The sequence below is a fragment of the Staphylococcus microti genome (genome assembly GCF_000934465.1).
GTDB classification, from domain to species: domain Bacteria; phylum Bacillota; class Bacilli; order Staphylococcales; family Staphylococcaceae; genus Staphylococcus; species Staphylococcus microti.
On sequence record NZ_JXWY01000142.1, the window covers coordinates 21,031 to 43,002 of the forward strand.

At 40.0% G+C, this 21,972-nt stretch carries 22 protein-coding genes, 2 rRNA genes and 1 pseudogene; 1 reads left to right on the forward strand and 24 read right to left on the reverse strand.

Annotated elements, in window-relative coordinates; genetic code table 11:
- Positions 1 to 260: 260 nt before the first annotated feature.
- The 22 genes and pseudogenes from TP70_RS10725 to TP70_RS10830 all read right to left on the reverse strand — a co-directional run bounded on the left by TP70_RS10725 (position 261) and on the right by TP70_RS10830 (position 19,371).
- Positions 261 to 1,570: pseudogene (locus TP70_RS10725) on the reverse strand (ISL3 family transposase).
- 218 nt (positions 1,571 to 1,788) lie between these two features.
- Positions 1,789 to 2,436, reverse strand: coding sequence for a 50S ribosomal protein L25/general stress protein Ctc (locus TP70_RS10730; RefSeq protein WP_044361575.1), 648 nt, complete (start codon positions 2,434 to 2,436; stop codon positions 1,789 to 1,791).
- 140 nt (positions 2,437 to 2,576) lie between these two features.
- Positions 2,577 to 3,542, reverse strand: coding sequence for a ribose-phosphate diphosphokinase (locus TP70_RS10735; protein WP_044361576.1), 966 nt, complete (start codon positions 3,540 to 3,542; stop codon positions 2,577 to 2,579).
- Positions 3,543 to 3,600: 58 nt separating this feature from the next.
- On the reverse strand, positions 3,601 to 4,971 hold the full coding sequence (glmU, locus tag TP70_RS10740; RefSeq protein ID WP_044361578.1) for a bifunctional UDP-N-acetylglucosamine diphosphorylase/glucosamine-1-phosphate N-acetyltransferase GlmU: 1,371 nt from the start codon (positions 4,969 to 4,971) through the stop codon (positions 3,601 to 3,603).
- A 251-nt stretch (positions 4,972 to 5,222) separates the two neighbouring features.
- On the reverse strand, positions 5,223 to 5,513 hold the full coding sequence (gene spoVG / locus TP70_RS10745) for a septation regulator SpoVG (RefSeq protein ID WP_044361579.1): 291 nt from the start codon (positions 5,511 to 5,513) through the stop codon (positions 5,223 to 5,225).
- Positions 5,514 to 5,578: 65 nt separating this feature from the next.
- Positions 5,579 to 5,959: a RidA family protein gene (locus TP70_RS10750; protein ID WP_044361581.1), complete on the reverse strand. Its 381-nt coding sequence runs from the start codon at positions 5,957 to 5,959 to the stop codon at positions 5,579 to 5,581.
- 19 nt (positions 5,960 to 5,978) lie between these two features.
- Entirely contained in the window at positions 5,979 to 6,800 is an 822-nt protein-coding gene (gene purR, locus TP70_RS10755) for a pur operon repressor (RefSeq protein ID WP_044361582.1), read from the reverse strand.
- Positions 6,801 to 6,827: 27 nt separating this feature from the next.
- Positions 6,828 to 7,676 (reverse strand): 4-(cytidine 5'-diphospho)-2-C-methyl-D-erythritol kinase, encoded by an 849-nt coding sequence (ispE, locus tag TP70_RS10760; protein WP_044361584.1) that lies wholly within the window; start codon positions 7,674 to 7,676, stop codon positions 6,828 to 6,830.
- Positions 7,677 to 8,198: 522 nt separating this feature from the next.
- Entirely contained in the window at positions 8,199 to 8,465 is a 267-nt protein-coding gene (locus TP70_RS10765; protein ID WP_044361586.1) for a Veg family protein, read from the reverse strand.
- Between the two features lie 100 nt (positions 8,466 to 8,565).
- Positions 8,566 to 9,456, reverse strand: a complete 891-nt coding sequence (gene rsmA / locus TP70_RS10770; protein ID WP_044361587.1) for a 16S rRNA (adenine(1518)-N(6)/adenine(1519)-N(6))-dimethyltransferase RsmA — start codon at positions 9,454 to 9,456, stop codon at positions 8,566 to 8,568.
- A 6-nt stretch (positions 9,457 to 9,462) separates the two neighbouring features.
- Positions 9,463 to 10,002, reverse strand: coding sequence for a ribonuclease M5 (rnmV, locus tag TP70_RS10775; RefSeq protein ID WP_044361588.1), 540 nt, complete (start codon positions 10,000 to 10,002; stop codon positions 9,463 to 9,465).
- Positions 10,003 to 10,041: 39 nt separating this feature from the next.
- Positions 10,042 to 10,809, reverse strand: a complete 768-nt coding sequence (locus TP70_RS10780) for a TatD family hydrolase (RefSeq protein ID WP_044361590.1) — start codon at positions 10,807 to 10,809, stop codon at positions 10,042 to 10,044.
- 84 nt (positions 10,810 to 10,893) lie between these two features.
- On the reverse strand, positions 10,894 to 12,861 hold the full coding sequence (gene metG, locus TP70_RS10785; RefSeq protein ID WP_044361591.1) for a methionine--tRNA ligase: 1,968 nt from the start codon (positions 12,859 to 12,861) through the stop codon (positions 10,894 to 10,896).
- A gap of 76 nt (positions 12,862 to 12,937) precedes the next feature.
- On the reverse strand, positions 12,938 to 13,783 hold the full coding sequence (gene rsmI / locus TP70_RS10790) for a 16S rRNA (cytidine(1402)-2'-O)-methyltransferase (protein WP_044361592.1): 846 nt from the start codon (positions 13,781 to 13,783) through the stop codon (positions 12,938 to 12,940).
- Between the two features lies 1 nt (position 13,784).
- Positions 13,785 to 14,033 carry a GIY-YIG nuclease family protein gene (locus TP70_RS10795; RefSeq protein WP_044361593.1) on the reverse strand — a complete coding sequence of 83 codons (249 nt, stop codon included), beginning with the start codon at positions 14,031 to 14,033 and terminating at the stop codon, positions 13,785 to 13,787.
- Complete coding sequence (locus TP70_RS10800) at positions 14,026 to 14,751, reverse strand: tRNA1(Val) (adenine(37)-N6)-methyltransferase (protein WP_044361594.1); 726 nt, start codon at positions 14,749 to 14,751, stop codon at positions 14,026 to 14,028. Before TP70_RS10800 ends, TP70_RS10795 begins: the two co-directional genes overlap by 8 nt.
- 14 nt (positions 14,752 to 14,765) lie before the next feature.
- The gene (gene yabA, locus TP70_RS10805; RefSeq protein ID WP_044361595.1) at positions 14,766 to 15,128 is read right to left on the reverse strand and encodes a DNA replication initiation control protein YabA; all 363 of its coding nucleotides are present in this window, start codon (positions 15,126 to 15,128) and stop codon (positions 14,766 to 14,768) included.
- A gap of 13 nt (positions 15,129 to 15,141) precedes the next feature.
- A complete protein-coding gene (locus tag TP70_RS10810; RefSeq protein WP_044361597.1) occupies positions 15,142 to 15,945 on the reverse strand; it encodes a PSP1 domain-containing protein in 804 nt (267 codons plus the stop codon).
- A gap of 5 nt (positions 15,946 to 15,950) precedes the next feature.
- Complete coding sequence (locus TP70_RS10815; protein WP_044361598.1) at positions 15,951 to 16,880, reverse strand: DNA polymerase III subunit delta' C-terminal domain-containing protein; 930 nt, start codon at positions 16,878 to 16,880, stop codon at positions 15,951 to 15,953.
- Between the two features lie 133 nt (positions 16,881 to 17,013).
- The gene (locus TP70_RS10820; RefSeq protein WP_044361600.1) at positions 17,014 to 17,343 is read right to left on the reverse strand and encodes a cyclic-di-AMP receptor; all 330 of its coding nucleotides are present in this window, start codon (positions 17,341 to 17,343) and stop codon (positions 17,014 to 17,016) included.
- A 53-nt stretch (positions 17,344 to 17,396) separates the two neighbouring features.
- Entirely contained in the window at positions 17,397 to 18,026 is a 630-nt protein-coding gene (tmk, locus tag TP70_RS10825; RefSeq protein WP_044361601.1) for a dTMP kinase, read from the reverse strand.
- A gap of 1 nt (position 18,027) precedes the next feature.
- Positions 18,028 to 19,371, reverse strand: a complete 1,344-nt coding sequence (locus TP70_RS10830; protein WP_044361603.1) for an Orn/Lys/Arg family decarboxylase — start codon at positions 19,369 to 19,371, stop codon at positions 18,028 to 18,030.
- 289 nt (positions 19,372 to 19,660) lie between these two features.
- Between TP70_RS10830 and abc-f the strand changes: the two genes are divergently transcribed.
- Positions 19,661 to 21,283 (forward strand): ribosomal protection-like ABC-F family protein, encoded by a 1,623-nt coding sequence (abc-f, locus tag TP70_RS10835; RefSeq protein WP_044361605.1) that lies wholly within the window; start codon positions 19,661 to 19,663, stop codon positions 21,281 to 21,283.
- 400 nt (positions 21,284 to 21,683) lie between these two features.
- On the opposite strand, the gene rrf is transcribed toward abc-f, so the two are convergent.
- Together rrf and TP70_RS10845 are read right to left on the reverse strand one after the other, a co-directional pair.
- Positions 21,684 to 21,798 (reverse strand): 5S ribosomal RNA (gene rrf / locus TP70_RS10840).
- A 76-nt stretch (positions 21,799 to 21,874) separates the two neighbouring features.
- Positions 21,875 to 21,972, reverse strand: a 23S ribosomal RNA gene (locus tag TP70_RS10845); the annotation flags it as partial.

Here is a 21,972-nt window from a genome sequence, read left to right on the forward strand (position 1 = left end):
TGTGTAGAAATAGCTAGGCATGTCGAAGCGTACAATCTTGATGGGTTGTGCGCTTTTTCAGTACCATCGTTTCTTTATTGCTCGCTTTCCTGCAGGCCTCGCTCGAACTAATAAACGCTTTTATTTAAAGCGTTAAGAAGCGTTTATGGATTTCTCACTTCGGCTTATTCTGCAAGGAGTCTCGCAATAGAAACGATTCCTTCATGATTCTAAATACATACTATAACACAATAGGCGTTCTAGCTATTACTACGTAACGTTTAAGCAACATAACGCGTTAGGCCGTCCTTGACAGGGCGTTGATACAGCTTGAAAATCAACAGTATCCGTGCTTTGAAGTTATCAAAATTTCGATAGCCATACGATACGCGTTTAATTAACTTAATTTTATTATTTATCCCTTCAATACCACCATTATTGAATTGTGGATTGTTAATCGTTGATTGAATGATGGGTAAGTGTTTTTTATAAAATCGAATGACACGCCAGACACCACGAGATACCTTTTTCTTCTCAACACTTAATAATGTTTCTTTAAAGCGTAACCAATCACATTGTTTTAGTGATTCTCTCAACACTTGTACAAGCATATACGTATAGTAGAGTTGTTCATCAAGGCTTAAAAGATACGCTAAGATGTCTCTAGATGTTGTATACGTTTTGAATGACTTCGATCAAAAGAATTCATAGCTATTAATATCTTGTCTGTCGGCAAGAAAAAGCTTCCAATGCTTTTTAAGTTTTGTGTAATCCATAGAAGCTTGATAGCGACAAGCATTCATAACAGAAATACGTTGCTTATTGAGTTCTCTGTTAAGGTGTTGAACGATATGAAAACGGTCAAAGATAAGCATTGCGTTTGGAAACATTTCTTTGATGAATTGAATGTATGGTTCATACATGTCAGCAGTAACTGTTTTAACAGCCAATCGTTCACGACGATCAAAGCGATAGAAATACTCTTTGAGTTTATGAATACGTCTGTCTTCTAATATATCTATGATTTGATTCGTTTCGTTGTTTATAAAAAGAAAGCTCATAGCAGTCGCTACATGTTTGACGCTCTTAAACTCATCTATCGATATGTGTTGCGGTAAGCCAGATGATGGTTTAACCGTCAATGATTTCGCTGTTTGGTGGATACATCGTTTCACAGTACTTGGAGATACGCAACAATCATGTGCAATATCTATCTCAGAACGCACTTGTGTAAGTTTGTCTTGAATTGCCAACTTCACACGATTAGTAATAAAACAGTTTTCTTCAACAATATTTGTAGAAGCTGTAAAGGTTCTTTGACAGTACTGACACTTATAACGCTGTTTCGCTAGGTTAAAATAGACATTAGACTCCTGAGACTTTAATAAGGTTAAACGAGAAATACGTTACCATGTTTATGAATCTGACCCTCATTCTTGTGACCACACCATTCACAAGCTTCAGGTAGATATGAGAGTGTACCATGAATGACTGTAGAGCGTTGTCCTCGCACTTCAACATCGTCTTGAACATCTACCACTTGTATATTTTTATCTTTTATTTTGAGTAGTTTTAATATATCATTACACATAGGCGCATCATGTCTCCTTTAATTTGGGTTTAGGCACTTGAAATTATAGAGACATATGCGCTTTTTGTATACCAAAAAAGGTGAGACAGCATATGCCATCCCACCACAAAAGGTGAAGAACCTGAACTTCGCCCTCAACCAAAGTTACAACCACATCACTCAATACAAAACAAAAAAGCACTACCCACCGAAATGGATAATGCTTTTGAAAGTGAAGATTATTCTTCTTCAGCTTCTTCTTTTTCTTCACCAACAACTTCCGGCTCTTCTGGAGTAGCGTCGCCTTCCATTGCTTCGATTTCTTCTTCAGTTGGCTCTTCAGTTGGTGCAACAACTGATACAACAGTTTCTTCAGCGTCGTTTTCGATTGTGTAGTCACCTGATACTTTAATATCTTGAACAGTTAAAGTATCGCCAACGTTTAATTCGCTGATGTCTACTTCGATGCTTTCAGGAATGCTGTCTGGCGTTGCTGTAATGCTTAAGTCGAACAATGGTTGCTCAACTACGCCACCTTCGTTTGCACCAGGTGCTTCACCGATTAAGTGAACTGGTACGTCAACTGTACGTTCTTCTTTCATGTTAATCGCTAAGAAGTCGATGTGTGTAATTTGGTTTTTAAGTGGATCAAATTGGTAATCAGATACCATAACTTTGATTTCTTTTGAACCTACACCTAAAACGATAACACCGTTACGTCCTACTTCACGAATCACTTTGATGAATTCTACCTCATCTACTTTAACTGATACGTTTTTAGTACCGTAACCATATACAACTGCAGGTACTTTACCTGCTTCACGGATTTTACGTAAGTCACCGCGAGTTTGTTTACCTTGACGAATAATAGACTTTAATGAAGTCATATTCATTTTCCACCTTTCTGTCGCACGTCTCTCGTGCAGCATTTGCCCATCAGCCTATTCGCTGCTTGCAAATGTGTATTTGTCCGTATTGACACGAACAGAAGTATTTTACACAAATTCTACAGATAAGTCAACATGCATTAAACAAATAACACGCTCACTGATTCACGTTCATAAACACGGATAATCGCTTGTGCAAGTAATTCTGCAACGGAAAGTTCTTTAATGTTGTTTGGTTTTTGTTCATCTTTTAACAAGATTGAGTTTGTAACGATCAATTCTTTAATCGCTGAGTTTTCGATACGTTCTTTCGCTGGGCCAGACAATACTGGGTGCGTACAGCATGCGTATACTTCTGTAGCCCCTTTATCTTTCAATGCTTGTGCAGCCAATGTAATGGTACCTGCTGTATCGATAATATCGTCAATAATAATCGCTGTACGTCCTTCAATTTCACCGACAATGTTCATAACTTCCGCCACATTCGGTTTTGGACGACGTTTATCAATAATTGCGATTGGTGTTTTTAAAATGTCCGCAAGTTTACGCGCACGTGTTACACCACCGTGGTCTGGAGAAACAACCACGCATTTTTCTGGATCAATATCTTTGTTGTTTAAGAAGTATTCTGCCAAAATCGGCACACCCATCAAGTGATCAATCGGAATATCAAAGAAACCTTGGATTTGCGGCGCATGTAAATCTAATGCGATCATGCGGTCTGCACCAGCTGTTTCAAATAAATCCGCAACAAGTTTCGCTGTAATTGGTTCACGACTACGCGCTTTACGGTCTTGACGTGCGTAACCGTAATAAGGTACGACGATTGAAATCGTAGCTGCAGATGCACGCTTACATGCATCAATCATGATTAAGAGTTCCATCAAGTGAACGTTCACTGGATTTGAAGTAGGTTGAATAATAAAAACGTCACACCCACGAATACTTTCTTCAATGTTGATTTGGATTTCACCATCACTAAAGCGTTTGACCGTACATTTACCAAGCTCTACCCCCACATGGTCTGCAACTTCTTGTGCGAGTGGTTCATTACCTTTCAATGAGAAAATCTTCAGAGACGAATTTTTATATTCGGTGTTTAACATTATAAATCCTCCAATAATTGTTTTGATCACTAATCTGCTATAAAACCTTATTTCCCTTTTATGCTTCGTTTGTGTCTTTGTCTAAGTACCCTGCTTTTGTGACTTGTCTTGAGCGTCCAAGTGCTAAACTTTTTTCTGGGACATCATCTGTAATCGTTGAGCCCGCTGCAACAAGTGTCCCGTCACCAATTGAGACCGGTGCCACTAAATTGGCGTTACAACCGATAAAGACGTCTGCGCCAATCGTTGTTTTAAACTTGTTCACACCGTCATAGTTTACAGTAATCGCGCCACAGCCGATATTAGTACGTGCGCCAACCTCTGCATCACCAATGTAACTTAAATGAGAGACTTTTGCACCATCGTCGATACGTGCCTTTTTAACTTCAACGAAATTACCAATTTTTGTATCTTGTCCAAGGTCTGCACCCGGTCGTAACTGTGCGAATGGGCCGATGTTTGATTGCGCACCAACAATCGCTTCGTTGAGCACAGATTGTTTAATCGTTACACCATCATCAATCTGGCTTGCATGTATTTCTGAATACTGACCAATGCGTACGTCGCTACCAATCACTGTCTTACCAGTAATTTTAACACCCGGTTCGATCGTTGTATCTGAACCAATTGTTACATCTGGACCGATGTACGTTGTGTTCGGGTCGATAATCGTCACACCTTGACGCATGTGATACTCGTTCATGCGTACGCGATATGCCTGTTCAGCACGACTCAACGCGACACGATCATTGACACCCATAATTTCATCAAAATCATCCGTATGATAGACACCAATATGCCCTTGTTGCTGTAATATCAACGTCAATACTTGTGGTAAGTAATACTCACCTTGCGCATTGTTGTTATCCACTTTGTCTAACATCTCAAACAACGTTGCATTATCAAATGCAAAAATGCCTGAGCTGATTTCGTGAATCATCTTTTGTGCTTCTGTAGCATCTTTCTCTTCAACAATCTCAACGAGCGCACCTTGGTCATCTCTGACAATACGTCCGTATCCAAACGGTTGTGGTGCTGTTGCTGATAAGACTGTCGCTTGCGCATGTGATGCTTCATGGTGTGCAATTAACTTTGATAATGTTTCAGCCGTAATCAGTGGTGTATCTCCACATACGACTAATGTTGTACCTTGCTCAGCTGCTAAATGCTCAGCTGCTTGTTTCACTGCATGTGCAGTTCCTAACTGTGCTTCTTGAAAACTGTACTTTGAAGTTGTACCGAGTGTCGCTTTGACTTGCTCTGCACCGTGACCAACAATTGTTACAATATCAGTCACACCTGATTGCTGTACTTGATTGATTACATGTTCAATCATTGCTTTGCCCGCAACTTCATGAAGCACCTTGTATTGCTTTGATTTCATCCGCGTCCCTTTGCCAGCTGCTAAAACAATTGCGTGTTTCTGCATGGTAATGAACCTCCAGTTTTTTTGCACTTCTCTATAATTATAATTTAATGCAACATACACTTTCAAGAAGTAAAAAAATAAACAGACAATCCATGTTCAAATCGTATTCTTATTATCTCACAAACATATCTTGAAAATAGACCCAAATACAACAAAAAAGGCTAAGATAGGACTTTAAAAGTCTGCGTCTTAGCCTCTTTTGTAGACAATGACGTACAATCATATACATCTTTGTCTACTTTACAGTGTTATTATGCTTCTTCAGTTGTTTCTTGCGCTGGAAGTACTTCATCTGTTTCTTCGTATACTTTCATTACTGCATCTTGAATTGCTTGTCTCATATCTGAGTTAATTGGATGCGCAATGTCACGGAATTCGCCATCAGCTGTACGCTTGCTTGGCATTGCAACGAATAGGCCTGAGTTGCCTTCAATCACACGTAAATCATGGATAACAAAAGCATCATCAAGTGTAATTGATACTAACGCCTTCATTCTTCCTTCCGTTTGTATTTTTCTAAGTCTAACATCTGTCACTTTCATAAGTGCGCCCCCCATAGATTTGTATATAATTTTTTGTAGAAGTTAACTGACTCAAACTGTTGAGATTATTTCTCTTTGACCTCAGCGATCACTTCAATTTCAATCTTCACGTCTTTCGGTAAACGTGCAACTTCTACCGCACTTCTTGCAGGTTTATGTGCATCAAAGTACGAACCGTATACTTCATTTACCTTTTGGAAATTTTCCATATCCGACAAAAAGATTAATGCTTTGACAACGTGATCTAAGTCAGAGCCTGCTTCTTCCAGTACGACTTTCAAGTTTTCAATCACTTGTTTCGTCTGTTCCACAATGCAATCACTCACAATCTCACCCTCTAAATTCAAAGGGATTTGACCTGACGTGTAAACCATACCGTTGACAATAGCAGCATGTGAGTAAGGTCCAACAGCTGCTGGTGCTTTTTGAGTGTTAATTAATTTCATGTTGTTGAATGCTCCTTTTTTAGAATTTAGATAAACTATTGCCTGGCTCTACCTTGAAATCTTGATTGTATTCATCAACATCAGATAGGCGGACAAGAGAAGTATAATCTTCAATCAGCCGTTGCTTCACTTCTTTGGACTCCACAAGTACTGATACCCCTTTTACTTGGGCTTTAAACTCCGCCATTAAATTCATCACGCCATTGATTGAACCACCGGCACGCATGAAATCATCGACGACAAGCACATTGGAATGTTCTTGAAGTGTGCGTTTCGACAATACCATCGTCTCAATCTTTCTAGAAGACCCTGAAACATAATTAATAGATACCGTAGAGCCTTCAGTAACTTTATTATCTTTGCGTATGACAACGACTGGTAAATTAAGAACACTTGCAACAGCATGTGCCAATGAAATACCTTTCGTTGCAATCGTCACAATCGCATCCAGCTCTTCTTCCATATAAATCGTCGCAATCAGCTTACCTACCTTTTTCAATAAAGTAGGATTGCCCATCAAATCTGATAAAAAGAGGTACCCACCTGGTAAAAGTCTATCCTTCTCTTGCAATAGTGTTGTGACTTCTTGGATCACCGCTTCTGCTTCTTCACGTTGCATTCGTGGTCGATACCTTACGCCACCACTCGCACCTGCCACAGTCTCAATCGAGCCGAGACCTTCTTTGACAACAGTATCTTTAATAATCTGGACATCTTCGCTAATCGATGACTTCGCTTGTTGAAATTTCTCCACAAAGTATGTCAGCGGTACGAGTTTATTTGGATTGCTAATTAAATATTGAGTCATGTAAACAATGCGTTCACTTCTTTTGTATCGCACCTTGTTCATTCATCCTTTCTCTGTATGTTAGCCAAGTGTTCTAACAAGGTAAACATCGTTGCAACAACCACTCACAGCATTAAAAATGTGTCGTGCTTGACGCTCTCGTTGTGCAAATCCATAAACAGTTGGGCCACTACCACTCATCAGCGCACCATCAGCACCACTGTTTATCATCGTTCTTTTTAACTTCTCTATCTCTGGTTGCAAACGCATGGAAACGGGTTCTAAGCGATTGGATAAACTGTTACACATCTGCATGTAATCCTCTTGCGCAATCGCTGTTAAACACGCTTGTGTATGGACGTCATACGGTTTATTGAGATCTAGTCCACCATAAACATCAGGTGTAGAAAGCCCAGTGTGTGGCTTTGCAATCACAACCCACGCTGAAGGCGGTCGTTTTAACAACTCAATCTTCTCACCACGTCCTTTGCATAGTGCAGTTGTGCCATATACACAGAACGGAATATCCGAGCCTATTTCCGCAGATAACGCACTTAGTTCATCCAATGATAGCCCCAACTCAAACAAACGATTGAGGCCACGCATTGTTGCGGCAGCATCACTCGAGCCGCCCGCTAACCCAGCAGCAACAGGAATATTTTTATCTAAAGTAATCGTTACGCCTTGCTTAATACCATATGTGTCTTTCATAAGCTGTGCCGCACGATATGCCAAATTGCGTTCATCTGATGGTATGAACGTTTCATCTACATTCAATACGATTTTATTATCACGACGTTTTTGAAAAGACAAGCGATCATTCAAATCAATCGTCGTCATAATCATCTCAACTTCATGATAGCCATCATCTCGTTTGAATAAAGTGTCTAATGTCAAGTTAATCTTAGCTGGCGCTGTTTCATAAATCATCGCAATTTTTCCTCTTTCAAGTTGGTATTACAGTGATTTTACCATAATTACCTTCATAACTCGAAAGTATTTTATGGATTTAGAAAGCGCGACCAAAGTTTTGTAAAATATTACATGACTCTCATATTCGTATAATAACCCCATTCAACTACGAAAACAACTGGCAAGGTAAAAGTTCTTTTAATATTCCGATAAAGTTTATCATGCTTAGCACTTAAAACCCCTTTTTAAAGTACACTTCTTGTGCATGCAGCATGACGAGATATGGCTCTATGCCTATGCGCGATGTCATTTAAGTTCTATCATGCGCCTTGCATTACGAAAGCTAGCAAATGCGGCTTTGAAGTTAACAGTGGAAAACAAATTTTAATTTTGACAAACTGTGAATACCCTTTTTTAACGTCTATAATCATTTTCTTGAAATATCATTTAATCCCTTGAAAAACGAACAAAAACCACTCAATCCCTAGATTGAATGGCATCCCTGTTCAATATTCATTCTGACTGTTAGATACAGCTCGTTTATCTTGCGCTCGCTTCTTGATAAGTGTCCTCATCCACAAATGAGACATGCACATTTTGCGTTAACACATCCGCATATGTATAAGACACACGTTCAAAGTTGTGTTTATCTTGGTCTAATTCAACAACGAACACAGATGGGTATGTTTCAGTTAACACGCCACAACGTTCAATTGTTTTCTTACGTCCCCCGTTAGCTTTCAGTACAATACGATTCCCTAATTGACAATCAAGTCGATTTTTGATGTCTCCAATAGATTTTGGCATATCGCTCCACCTCGCTATAAGTGTATTATAACACGAAATGCGCATAGAGTCAATAGAAAATCTTTAATTTTATCAAGGGCAATTTAGAATGTCAATCATTTTAAATCTTTAAATTCGGGAAATTTTTCAACTCGTCATACAATCGTGCATATTCTTGTATTGACAGCGTTTCCCCACGTCTTCTTGCATCCATATCAGCACGTTCAAGCCATGCAACGATATCTTCCTTATGCACTTTGCCGTCTACAAAAAGGTTTTGATAGTTATTCAAAATGGTCTTACGGCGTTGGGCAAATGCACCTTTTGTCATTTTGAAAAACAACTCCGTATCATCAATTGCAACGAGTGGTTGTGGGCGCTTCATCAACTTAACAACAATAGAATCAACGTTAGGTGGTGGCATAAAGACCGTTTTAGGTACTGTCATGACCGTTGACGTTTCTGTATAATACTGCGTCACAATTGATAGAGAGCCGTATGCCTTGGTTCCTACTTTCGCATTCAAACGCTCGCCCACTTCTTTTTGCATCATCACAACATAACCATCAATCGGCAAGTTCTGTTCTAATAATGTCAATAAAATCGGTGTTGTAATATAATACGGCAGATTGGCAACGACCATAATTTTGTCACAGCCTTGAAGGTGCGTCGTAATTTCATGTGCCACGTCTGCTTTTAAAATATCTTGATTGATGACCGTCACATTATCGTACGGTGATAGTGTGTCATCCAGTACTGGAATCAAACGTTGGTCGATTTCAAAAGCAAGCACACGTTTCGCATGCTTAGCCAGTTGCTGTGTGAGTGATCCCATACCCGGACCAATTTCAATCACACCCGTTTGTTCATCAATCCCTGACGCATCAATAATTTTATGAATAATATTCACGTCGATTAAAAAGTTTTGACCTAAACTTTTTTTAAAGCTAAAACCATACTGATTCAACAACGCTTTCGTTCTCGAGGGCGTTGCAATGTCTTTATCGTACATATCTTTTTACTCCTCTATATCCAATGCGCGTCGCACATCTTCCTCCGTATAGCCAAACGCATTGAGTTTCTTTAATAGTTGTTTCCCGTTCGAATGACCGATGTGCAGACGTTTGCCTAATATGTCACGTCGTCGTCTTGCATCTGGACCAATAATTAGCCCTAAATCAATCAGCACCGCTTTATCAATCGTTTCTTCTCCTTCTGATAAAGGGGTAGCAACGTGCATTAAAGCGTCTCTAATATCTTCTAAAGAGGCGTGCTCTACACCAATTTTACCACGTTTACTTTTCGCCGCTTCACGGTCGATAAACGCGTGTTTGACACCGGGAATCGCATTGCGAATCGTTGTGCGGATTTTATCACCCGGGAAATCAGGATCTGTTAACACGATGACGCCTTTTGTTTCATGTGCTTGTCGTATCACATCTAGCACGTCTTGATTGATCGCACTGCCGTTCGTTTCAATCGTCTCACACATTACTGCACTTTTGACACGTGCGGTATCATCACGACCTTCAACAACGATGAATTCATTTATTTTCACACTCACACCTTCTTTTTCATAGGACCTATCACACGTTCATTACAAATTAAATAAACGTTCTGCATTGGCTGTTGTTTGTTGTGCCACTTCTTCATAACTAATGCCACGTAATTCTGCAATTTGCTCAGCGACTAATGTCACACGTGCCGGCTCATTACGTTTACCACGATAAGGATGTGGGGTTAAGTATGGTGCATCCGTCTCTACTAACAAACGATCTAATGGGACATGTTTCGCTACTTCTTTCGGTTGTTTCGCATTTTTAAATGTTACGGGACCACCCAATGAAATATGGAAGTTAAGTTTATTAATCACAACATCAGCAATTTCTGGTGAGCCACTAAAGCTGTGCATAATGCCGCCGACTTCTTCTGCATGCTCTTCCATTAAAATATCGATACAATCTTGCGTCGCTTCTCGGTTATGGATGACAATCGGCAACTTCACACGTTTTGCCAATGCAATCTGTTTGCGGAACACTTCTTTTTGCACATCTTTTGGCGATTTATCCCAATGATAATCCAATCCCATCTCACCAATACCAATCACTTTAGGGTGTTCTGCTAACTTCTCAATCCACGCAAGACGTTCTTCTGTAAAGTCAATCGCATCAACTGGGTGCCAGCCGATAATCGCATAAATAAAGTCATAATCTTCTACTAAGCGCATGGCACGTTCAATCGTTTTCGTATCAAATCCGACAACGAACATGCGGTCAACACCCGCTTCAAGCGCACGTTCAATCACTTCTTCTAAATCTTCATCATATTGATCTGCATTCAAATGAACATGTGTATCAATTAACATGTCACTGCCTCCTTTTGCTTCAACATCATTCTTATAGAAAAGAGGTGAGTCCTTCAAAGCATGACCTCACCTCTTAATGCGTTACTATTTAATCACCGCACCATTTGGTACAGCATTTGGTAAGCTAATCAATGTCAGCACACCATCTTTTTCGGCTGATAAAATCATACCTTCAGATTTTTGGCCCATTAATTTCGCTGGTTTTAAGTTTGTAACAACTGCTACTTTTTTACCAATAATATCTTCTGGCTGATAGAACTTCGCAATACCAGAAATAATTTGGCGCTGTTCGTTATCTAAATCTACTTGAATTTTCAATAGCTTATCTGACTTTTTCACATTTTCAGCATCAATAATTGTTGCAGCTTTAATCTCAACTTTATCGAATGCTTTAATATCAATTTGTTCCTTAGTTGGTACAGCTTCTTTTTCCGGCTGAGCAGGTTGCATAGATGTCTTAATAAAATCTACTTCTGCTTCCACATCTAAACGTGGGAAAATTGGTGTTGGTTTTCCAGTTACTGTAATAGGCGCTGTTAATTGACCGTATGTTGTCAGGCTTTCTAATTCAAATAACGTCTCATTATTAATATGGAGTTGTTCAAAAATTTGTTTTGGCGCATTTGTTAAAAACGGACGTAGCAATACCGCTGCAAAACGGATATTTTCAACTAAGTGTGCCATCACATTGCCAAGCATCTCTTGTTGGTCTGGATCTTTTGCTAAAATCCATGGCGTCGTTTCATCAATATATTTATTCGTACGGCTAATCAATTTCCAAACAGTTGATAAAGCGACTGAAAATTGTAAGTCATTCATATTCTCATGATATGCTTTGACTGTATCAAGCGCCATTTGTTCCATTTCTTCATCTAGCGCATGTTTGGCACCCGCATACGCTGGTAATTCACCATCAAAATATTTGTTAATCATTGAAATGGTACGATTTACAAGGTTACCTAAGTCATTAGCTAAGTCATAGTTTGTACGCTCAACAAATGCTTCTGGCGTGAAAACACCGTCCGAACCAAATGGTAATTCACGCATTAAGTAATAGCGTGTTGCATCTAAACCATAACGATCAATGAGGACGTTCGGATCTACAACATTCCCTTTTGATTTACTCATCTTACCGTCTTTCATTAAAATCCAGCCATGTGCAAACACTTTTTTCGGTAATGGTAAATCAAGCGCCATTAAAATAATCGGCCAAATAATTGAATGGAAACGCACGATTTCTTTCGCCATTAGATGAATATCTGCTGGCCAATAACGACGGAATAATTCATCGTCATCCGTTAAGTAACCAAGTGCAGAAATATAGTTCACTAACGCATCTAACCATACGTAGACAACGTGTTTCGGATCTGATGGTACTTTTACGCCCCAGTCAAATGACGTACGTGACACGGCTAAGTCTGCCAAACCTGGTTTAATGAAGTTGTTAATCATCTCATTTTTACGAGATGGTGGTTGAATGAATTCCGGATGCTCATCATAAAAAGCAAGCAAACGATCTGTATAGTTAGACAGCTTGAAGAAATAACTTTCCTCTTTCACAAGCTCTACTTCGTGTCCTGAATCCGGGCTTTTCCCACCAACAATTTTACCGTTTTCGTAAACAGGCTCTACAAGTTGCGTTTCTGTATAATACGTCTCGTCCGGTACAGAATACCAACCTTCATACTCACCAAGGTAAATATCACCTTGTGCTAATAACTTTTCAAAAATCTTTTCAACAACAACTTTGTGACGTTGTTCTGTCGTACGGATAAAGTCATCATTGGAAATGTCTAACTTTTCCCAAAGCGCTTTAATATCCTTAATCATACCATCTAAATAGTCAAGTTCAGACTTTCCAGCTTTCTGAGCTTTTTCTTGAATTTTTTGACCGTGTTCATCTGTTCCTGTCAAATAACGTACATCGTAACCTTGCATACGTTTATAACGTGCGATGACATCCCCAGCCACCGTCGAATATGCATGTCCGATATGTAAATTGCCACTCGGATAATAAATCGGTGTCGTAATATAAAATGTCTCTTTCACCATCAGCGCTCCTCCTCATTTCTTATCTTATCTAATATATCGAAATTTACTTGTATTTTCAATATACCTCCCTATTGTCCTAAGACTCCGGCGTCTCAATATTGTGGTAGATGTTGTACACTTCTTTCGTCGCCATCTCACGCTCTTGTGCCACTTGCTTAATCGCTTGTTTCGGCTTCATTTGTTGCTGGATATAATGTGCCACATGCTCAACGATGGAGAGACCATCAAACCATGCCGTCGTTGCCTGAGGTACTGCCCCTTCAATCAACACGACAAACTCCCCTTTAAGCGGTATCGTATCTTCGAGTTGTGCAACCAACTCCGACACAGTCGCTGTCGCAATTTGCTCAAACTTCTTCGTCAACTCTCTCCCAAGCGTCACACGTCTCTCAGAATCCACTTCCGCAATCGCTTGTAACGTGTCTTTCACACGGAATGGCGATTCATACAAAATAAGCGTGCTCTCTTGAAACATGCGCACTTGTAAAATTTCTAACTTTTCTTTTGTTTTACGCGGCAAAAACCCTAAAAATGTATACGTAAAAGACGGTAGTCCGCTTGCCATGAGGGCAGTCAAACCAGCATTGGCACCCGGAATTGGCACGACGTCCACACCTTCTTGTCTTGCACGCACAACGAGTTCATAACCCGGGTCTGAGATAAGCGGTAATCCTGCATCTGACACAAGCGCAATATTTTGTCCCGCTTCTAAAAGACGAATTAATGCTTCTGTCATTTGATCTTTATTATGCTCGTGGTAAGACTTCAAAGGCGTCTCAATATTGAAATGATGACACAACTTTTTCGTTACACGTGTATCTTCGCATGCAATGGTGTCGACTTCTTGCAACGTTCGAATTGCGCGAAATGTCATATCTTCCAAATTCCCAATAGGTGTTCCTACTAAATATAAATGTGCCATCTTATCGCTCCTCAATTAACGCTATTTTTTGTTGGCGTGTCAGTTGCTTAATGGCATATTCCCGTTTTAGCGCTTCTGACTTCGTATCAAAGATTTCGTAATGTTTTAGACGTACCGGCCGTCTTGTTTTTGTATATTTTGCACCTTTGCCTTCGTTGTGCTTATGAATACGTGCTGTTAAATCCGTCGTATAACCCGTATACAACGAATGATCGACACACTCTACAATATACGTATAATGTTTAGCCATAATATACACGCCTCATTTCTGGTGTATACTGATTATCTTTATCATAAATATAAAATGGCGGAGCGATATGCAAGCCTTGATTGCCACCTTTGCGTGCTTCAACAACAATCGTTTGCGCCTCTTTACCAGGCTTGCTATAAATCATATACAACTGCTTTGGCTCCAGTTGATAGCGTCGCATTGACGTCATGACATCTAATAAACGTTCCGCCCTGTGCACCATGACGATACGGCCACCTTGCTTTAACGCATGATTTGCAACGCGTAAACAGTCATCTAGCGTACAGTAAATTTCATGGCGGGCGATTTTATGTGCTTCCAATTGATGTTGATGCACTTGATTCGCCTTAAAGTATGGCGGGTTACACGTTACCAAGTCAAACTGGGCAGGCTTAAAACGCTGTGGAATCGCATTGATATCCATTTCTTCAATCGTAATGCGCTGTGCCAAATCATTAGCCACTACACTTCGTCGTGCCATATCTACAAGTTGGGATTGTATCTCTACGCCTGTGATTTCATTCTGACCTTTATCTGATAACAATAGCGGTATAACACCATTCCCTGTACACATATCAAGTATGCGGTCACGCTTGCGGACATTCGTAAAATGCCCCAGTAATAACGCATCCGTTGAAAAAGAAAAGACCGCATCATTTTGAATAATGCGCAAGTCTTCTTTTAATAAATAATCGAACCTTTCATCTGCTTCTAACATAACAACCCCACCTGTTACAGCCTATCATTGAGAATATCCATACAGAAAATACAATCTTGTCCATTGCGATGCTTACCAAACACATCGTGACAAATATGGAAACCTTCTCGATAAAGCGTCGCAAAATATTCTCGGCTTTGTCGCTGTTTCTTTTGAGGCGTTTTCTTCGCTTCTTGAACATGCGGCACACTTTCAACAGGTGTCGCTTCCGGTTCTTGGTTCATCAACGTTTTCAAATTATCATTCTCTATCTGTAACGCGACATTCTCTTCCACAAGCGCCACCGTCAAAGATTTGAGTTCTTGCATATCTTCATGGATGCGATTTACATTATTTTCTAGTTGCATCAAGCGGTTGAAAAGTTCATTTCGATCCAATATGCTTGCCTCCTTATTTTAATATCTCTAATTCTTCAATATGATATTCCATCAACTGGTCATCACATTCCAGACGTACTTGCATCGTTACGTCGATAATGTTAAGTGCCACCACTTCGCCCATGCCTTCCGGTGTCTCCACAGATTCACCGATGTCAGGCATACTCGCACGCGCCGATTCGTAAAAATCATTTTCATATTTCAAACAGCACATCAAACGCCCACATGCACCTGAAATTTTAGTCGGATTCAACGATAAGTTTTGATCTTTCGCCATTTTAATAGACACTGGCTCAAAGTCACCTAAAAACGTTGCACAGCACAAGGAGCGCCCACATGGACCAATGCCCCCTAATAACTTCGCTTCGTCTCGCACCCCAATTTGACGCAACTCAATACGTGTTTTCAACTTTTGTGCTAACATACGCACCAGTTTACGGAAATCAATACGCTCGTCAGCTGTAAAATTAAAAATCACTTTCGCACGATCCAACGTATATTCACAGTTAACCAGTCGCATATCTAACGCAAGTGTTTGTACAAAATCTTTACATAGCGCCAACGCTTCGTCAGCACGTGCTTCATTGTAATGATATGTGTCAATATCAGATTCTGTTGCAACACGCAGAACCGGCTTCAACGGTAGAACAACATCTGCTTCATGCACCATTTTCGGGGCATACTTCACAACCCCTAGCTCTATCCCACGGTTGGACTCAACAACGACATGCTGTCCTTCTATCAAAGTGTGGTCTAATGGCGCATAGTATTCTAATGTATTTGACTTTTCAAAGTATATTCCGACGACAAGATACACACGCGTCACCCTTTCATTTTGATAACAATTTGTTCAAATACCAACGCTGGATTCACATTTTGCATCAATTTTTTATGTGCTTCCGTGATGGTTTCAATGATATGCGTCAACTGACGATAACTTAACGTCGTTGCAATCGCTTCGTAGTCTTCTTGCAATTCCGTAAATACAATTTTCTCATGCATCCCTACTTTGATATAGAGTAAATCTTGAAAATATGCATTCATTGTCGCAAGAACCAATTGCTGTAATTGTCTATTCTTCGCATGTTTCAATAATTCAATCACGCCAATCAATGCCATCTCTCGTTGCTTCACGAGCTTATCACACCACTGCAAAATCACTTGTCTTAATGGGGCGAGTTCATACGTTTCAGCCAACTGTGTCGCCACTTCAACTTGTGTCGTATACGCACTCATCAACGCTGCGATCGGGCGTGTAAAGTCGGCATGATCTACTAAATATGTGACAAAATCAGCACGTTGCATCGGTTTAAAATACACGTGTTGACAGCGTGAATGAATGGTATCAAGAATTTGTTCCGGCTTCGTAGACAATAAAATCGCTACGGTATTTGCCGGCGGTTCTTCTAAAAACTTCAAGATACTGTTTTCCCCTTGAACCGTCAGTTTTTCAAAATCTTGAATCACGTACACTTTATAATCACTCTCTATCGGTAATCGATTCATGTGGTGTACCAGTTCTTCAATCTGATCTTTTTTAATATTTGTTTCTTCCGTTCGAACATAATGAAAATCCGGATGGTTGTGCATCTCTACTTTCATACGACACTGTTCATTGTCCTGACATAATATGAGTTGTGCAAATGCTAACGCCGTTGTCGTCATTGCTTCCGCATCATTACCTTCAAATAAATACGCATGTGATAATTTGCCATTGCGATATGCTGCCGTCAGCCGTTCCATCTCCGTCATGTTGTGCACAAACCTCCTTTAAGACATCATCATGTCCCTATAAATCCTGCTTAAATTATATCAAATTAAAAAAGGGTGCGACAGGCTGCTATCCTAAGACGTGCATACACTGCCACAACCTTCAGTATCATGTTTAAAATTGGTGAAACGCATCTACCGGCATCACAAACACCGTTGCGCCGCCTACTTCCACTTCAACTGGGAACGGGATGTAGGAATCCGCACTTCCACCCATTGGTGTAATCGGAGAAACGAGTTGTTCTCTATTGCCACACGTTTTATTAATGACGTCTAGAATTTCATCCACGCGCTCGTCGTCTACACCACATAAAAATGTCGTATTTCCTGCGCGCAAAAAGCCACCTGTTGTCGCTAATTTTGTCGCACGAAAATTATTTTCAACGAGTTGATTCGAAAGTTCTTGGCTATCTTGGTCTTGAACAATCGCTATAATCATTTTCATTTTTTGTCACACCTCTTACCCAGTATTATATCATATCTTAGTATCAGTCTTGTTTAATTTTCCAATGATTTTTTCTCAATTTGTTGTCGAATAACAGCGACCACATCTGTCACAACGTCATCAACCGCTCTGCTCGCATCAACGACCGTATAACGTTCAGGATGACGTGCAATTAACTGCTGATATCCCGCAACAACACGGTCATGAAACGCATGATCTTCTTTGTCCAAACGATTCTGTTCACGCTGATTCGCCGCAATACGCTCACGCCCTAACGCTGCTGGAATATCCAAATAAATCGTCATATCAGGATAATGTCCTTCAATTGCAAAATCATTAATGCGCTCGACACCTTCTACGCCAATATGACGTGCATATCCTTGGTACGCAAGCGAACTATCAATGAAACGATCACATAAGACAATCGCGCCAGAATCCAATGCTGGCAACACCTTTTGAACAAGATGTTCACGTCGTGCAGCTGCAAATAGCAATGCTTCTGTACGACCATCCATCGCATCACCTTCTAGCAAAATGTTGCGAATCGCCTCAGCCGTTTCAACACCACCAGGTTCACGTGTTGTTACAACATGATGTGCCTTTTCAAGTTCAGCTGCCGCAGCATGTAATACTGTTGTTTTACCAGACCCCTCTGGCCCTTCAAACGTAATAAATAATCCCATGTTATTCGTCATCCTTCACTTTTATTTTACCTTCCTTGAGACCTTCAACTCTCAAGTTACTGTGATACCATTGTCCCATTAATTCTATCATAGATGACGTGACTTGTTCGCCCTTCAGCATGCTCGGAATGCCCGGCGGATACAACACGAGATGCTGTGCTAACACCTTGCCACACGCTTCTTCAAAAGAAATCCAACGACTCCGTTCCACTTGTGTCGGCACATAGCGTCCTTCCTCTGTATATAACTGTTGTTGCAATTCGAGCTCAGTCATCACGTCATTTGGTATATGAATTGCTTTAATACGTGTCATCAACTGTTCAAAAGGATATGTATCTCCTTCATGCCATAGCGGTAACACCCATAGCACATGTTGCGTATCCGCTAACTCAACATAGATGCCTTCATCCTCCATACATTGCTGTAACTGATGTCCTGTTAGAGTCGGATGATACACTAATAATTTCAAAGGATCGTCCATCTCTTTGACACGCAAGCCACTCGATAATACCACATCTATCAATTTGGCACGCCGTTCAAAAAAGTAGTCACTTTCATATGATGCATAAAAGGCATTGGCCGCCTCTAAACTCGCCATTAACAAATAAGACGGGCTAGACGATTGAAACGTTTGTAGTAAACGGATAACCTCATCACGTCTCGGGGCTGCTTTGTGTATAAATAAAACCGAACTCATCGTCAAACTCGGTAGCGTCTTATGAAACGACTGTACAACGAAATCCGCTCCAGCGTGCAATGCTGATGACGGAAAACCTGTCAGCCCAAAATGTGCCCCATGTGCCTCGTCCACGAGAATCGGACAATTTTGTGCATGAAACTGTCGGACCGTTTGTGCAATATCAAATGTCTGGCCATAGTAGTTGGGATAGGTAACGACACCCAGCTTACCAGTCAATCGCTGAATCGCCGTTCCATCTGGTTTCACATATTGTTGGGTTAACGCATCCGTTGCTGTAGGTAGAATGACTGCTTGTTGCATCCCCAAATCTAACGCATTAAAAACAGACTTATGTACATTGCGTGCAAGTATTACATCGCCTGTTAACGATTGAAACGCATGAATCACTGCCAATATACCACTCGTCGTACCATTCACGAGATAAAATGCATCATAATCCGGATGTCGATCTACACCTGCCATACTTTCTTTGAGTACAGCTTCAGGTTGGTGTAAATCATCAAAACCTGTAATCTCCGTCACATCATACTGCGCTTGCACAAATGACGTATCCCCAATCGTTCCATTTTTATGACCAGGAACATGTAGAGAGATAGGTTGCTTTTCCTCCCAATTACGCATTTGTTGCCATAACACTTGCGCCATCTCCCGCACCTCCATTGATTGTCTTCTGTATATCATAGCACAGGCTAAAAAGAATTTTTGGCTATTTTTGAAATAATAAGGCATTTTAGATACAATAGAAGTAATTCTACTCAAGGAGGTGTCCATATGTTTCTTATAGCGTTTTGTTGCAGATTTTTACAAATCATTCGCAACAAATTTGCGACTGTTTTTTCAAAATTGGTGGAGTCTGTCTTTTTTGAAAAAATAATCATGCTATAAGGAACTGACACCTTTTGCGCTTCCTTATGGCTACTACGGAGGAAGCAAAATGAATATATTAAATACATCTTCTATTACAAAGCGTTATTTAGATAACGTCCTATTTGATCAAGTAAAGCTCACACTTAATGCTGGAGACATTATCGGTTTAGTCGGTAGAAATGGCGAGGGTAAAACCACATTACTCAAATTGCTTGCTGGCATTGAAACGCCCTCTTCAGGCACAATCAGTTGGCAGAAAGATATCGCGATTGGCTATTTAGACCAATTACCTAATACTGATGCACAGACACTTGTCTACACATACCTCGAATCGGCTTTTAAAAAATTACATCATATCGCACAACAACTTGAATATCTTACACAGCAGATGGCAAATGATACAGAGCAGTTAGATACCTACATGCAACAATATGGCGCATTACAGTCTTATTATGAAACACATGGTGGTTATGAAATAGATGCGAAAATACGCCGCGTTGCACACGGATTGAACATTACACATTTGCTTGATACAATGTGGGGCAAACTATCCGGTGGCGAACGTACAAAGGTCTGTCTTGCCCAAATATTACTGCAACCTACTGAACTTTTATTATTAGATGAGCCAACCAATCATCTTGATATTAAATCGATTGAGTGGCTTACACAATACATTAAGCAATATACAGGTGCCGTCGTGATTGTCTCACATGATCGCTACTTTTTAGATGACGTCACAACTCAAATTATTGAAATTGATCAGCAACAACTTCATACGTATCATGGCAATTATTCATATTTTGTAGATGAACGAGAAAAGCGCATACTCGCTGAATTCGAAGCTTATAAAACGCAACAAAAGAAAATCAAACAAATGCAAAAAGCGATTAAACAATTACGTATATGGGCAAGCCAAGCGAAACCACCCAACGCTTCCATGTTCCGACGTGCAAAAAGTATGGAAAAAGCATTAAATCGCATTAAAACATTGGAAAAACCAACACTAAAACATAAACAAATGCACCTTGATTTGAAAGACAATACTTTAGGTGCAGATAAAGTCATTACAATGCAAGATGTTTCCAAAACATATGACACAACATTACTAAAAAACACTGATATGTTAGTACGAAAAAATGAACATGTCGCCATCGTAGGTAACAATGGTATAGGTAAATCTACGCTGCTCAAAATGATATTAGGCCATGTAGCGCCAGACGAAGGCACGGTTAAAACGGCCGACCATCTGAAAATTAGTTATCTATCTCAACATATATTTAATGACGACACAGATGACACACTACTTGAAACATTTCGCAAAGAAGTCTCTGTAACAGAAGGACAAGCACGTCATATCCTTGCACAATTCATGTTTTACGGAGAAGATGTTTTTAAAAGGGTAAAAGATTTGAGTGGTGGTGAAAAAGTTCGTCTACGTTGGGCACAAATAGTAAACAGTGACTACCATATGCTGATATTAGATGAACCAACCAACCATTTAGATATTGAAGCGAAAGAAACGATTGAAGACGCATTAGCAGATTATAATGGCACTGTCATTGCTGTCTCACACGACAGATATTTCTTAAACAAACTGTTCCATACAACCTACTTATTAGAAAATCAAACATTAACAAAATTTTATGGCAACTACGACGATATGAAAAACAGCATTGATAAAAAAGAATAATCCCGTGATAACATTTAAGCGACTGTCCATCTTCTGTGGTGGATAGATAATTAAAAGTACCTAGGTTTATTATAATTTCATATATGTAAAAATAGCGAGGCATGTCGAAGCGTACAATCTTGATAGGTTGTGCGCTTTTTTAATACCCACATGTCTTGATGTCTTGATTACTTAATTTCATACGGATCCACAAGTAAATCCACTATTTCTGAATTTGCGATGATTCATGATCACATGCGTGTTTCTCAAGTATTTCTTATAAAATTAGATAAAACGCCCGAATCTCTCGCTTTTGTGTACTATCAAAAAAGGCGAGACAGCTACACAAGCGATCTCACCACAAAACTTTCTTCTTTAAACGCAAAAAAAGAGAAGTCATCATGACCTCTCTCGTTGAATTACCTGGCACCGTCCTACTCTTGCGGAACGTAAGTCCGACTACCATCGGCGCTAAAGAGCTTAACTTCTGTGTTCGGCATGGGAACAGGTGTGACCTCTTTGCCATAGGCACCAGATAAAATTGAATGCTGATACATTCAAAACTAGATAGTAAGTATATCTTCTACACAAACAAAAACTTGTGATTTAAATTTGATTAAGTCTTCGATCGATTAGTATTCGTCAGCTCCACGTATCACTACGCTTCCACCTCGAACCTATTAACCTCATCATCTTTGAGGGATCTTATA

Excerpts from the sequence above, each read along its gene's own strand:
- TP70_RS10795 (WP_044361593.1), bottom strand. The coding sequence starts at position 14,033 with ATGGCTAAACATTATACGTATATTGTAGAGTGTGTCGATCATTCGTTG.
- metG (WP_044361591.1), bottom strand. The coding sequence starts at position 12,861 with ATGGTGAAAGAGACATTTTATATTACGACACCGATTTATTATCCGAGT.
- abc-f (WP_044361605.1), top strand. The coding sequence starts at position 19,661 with ATGAATATATTAAATACATCTTCTATTACAAAGCGTTATTTAGATAAC.
- rsmA (WP_044361587.1), bottom strand. The coding sequence starts at position 9,456 with ATGTACGATAAAGACATTGCAACGCCCTCGAGAACGAAAGCGTTGTTG.
- TP70_RS10765 (WP_044361586.1), bottom strand. The coding sequence starts at position 8,465 with ATGCCAAAATCTATTGGAGACATCAAAAATCGACTTGATTGTCAATTA.
- TP70_RS10820 (WP_044361600.1), bottom strand. The coding sequence starts at position 17,343 with ATGAAAATGATTATAGCGATTGTTCAAGACCAAGATAGCCAAGAACTT.
- glmU (WP_044361578.1), bottom strand. The coding sequence starts at position 4,971 with ATGCAGAAACACGCAATTGTTTTAGCAGCTGGCAAAGGGACGCGGATG.
- rsmI (WP_044361592.1), bottom strand. The coding sequence starts at position 13,783 with ATGGCACATTTATATTTAGTAGGAACACCTATTGGGAATTTGGAAGAT.
- tmk (WP_044361601.1), bottom strand. The coding sequence starts at position 18,026 with ATGGGATTATTTATTACGTTTGAAGGGCCAGAGGGGTCTGGTAAAACA.
- TP70_RS10830 (WP_044361603.1), bottom strand. The coding sequence starts at position 19,371 with ATGGCGCAAGTGTTATGGCAACAAATGCGTAATTGGGAGGAAAAGCAA.
- spoVG (WP_044361579.1), bottom strand. The coding sequence starts at position 5,513 with ATGAAAGTGACAGATGTTAGACTTAGAAAAATACAAACGGAAGGAAGA.
- TP70_RS10750 (WP_044361581.1), bottom strand. The coding sequence starts at position 5,959 with ATGAAATTAATTAACACTCAAAAAGCACCAGCAGCTGTTGGACCTTAC.
- TP70_RS10730 (WP_044361575.1), bottom strand. The coding sequence starts at position 2,436 with ATGACTTCATTAAAGTCTATTATTCGTCAAGGTAAACAAACTCGCGGT.
- TP70_RS10800 (WP_044361594.1), bottom strand. The coding sequence starts at position 14,751 with ATGTTAGAAGCAGATGAAAGGTTCGATTATTTATTAAAAGAAGACTTG.
- ispE (WP_044361584.1), bottom strand. The coding sequence starts at position 7,676 with ATGATTTATGAAACAGCGCCAGCTAAGATTAACTTGACATTAGACACT.
- TP70_RS10780 (WP_044361590.1), bottom strand. The coding sequence starts at position 10,809 with ATGTTAATTGATACACATGTTCATTTGAATGCAGATCAATATGATGAA.
- TP70_RS10815 (WP_044361598.1), bottom strand. The coding sequence starts at position 16,880 with ATGACGGAGATGGAACGGCTGACGGCAGCATATCGCAATGGCAAATTA.
- TP70_RS10735 (WP_044361576.1), bottom strand. The coding sequence starts at position 3,542 with ATGTTAAACACCGAATATAAAAATTCGTCTCTGAAGATTTTCTCATTG.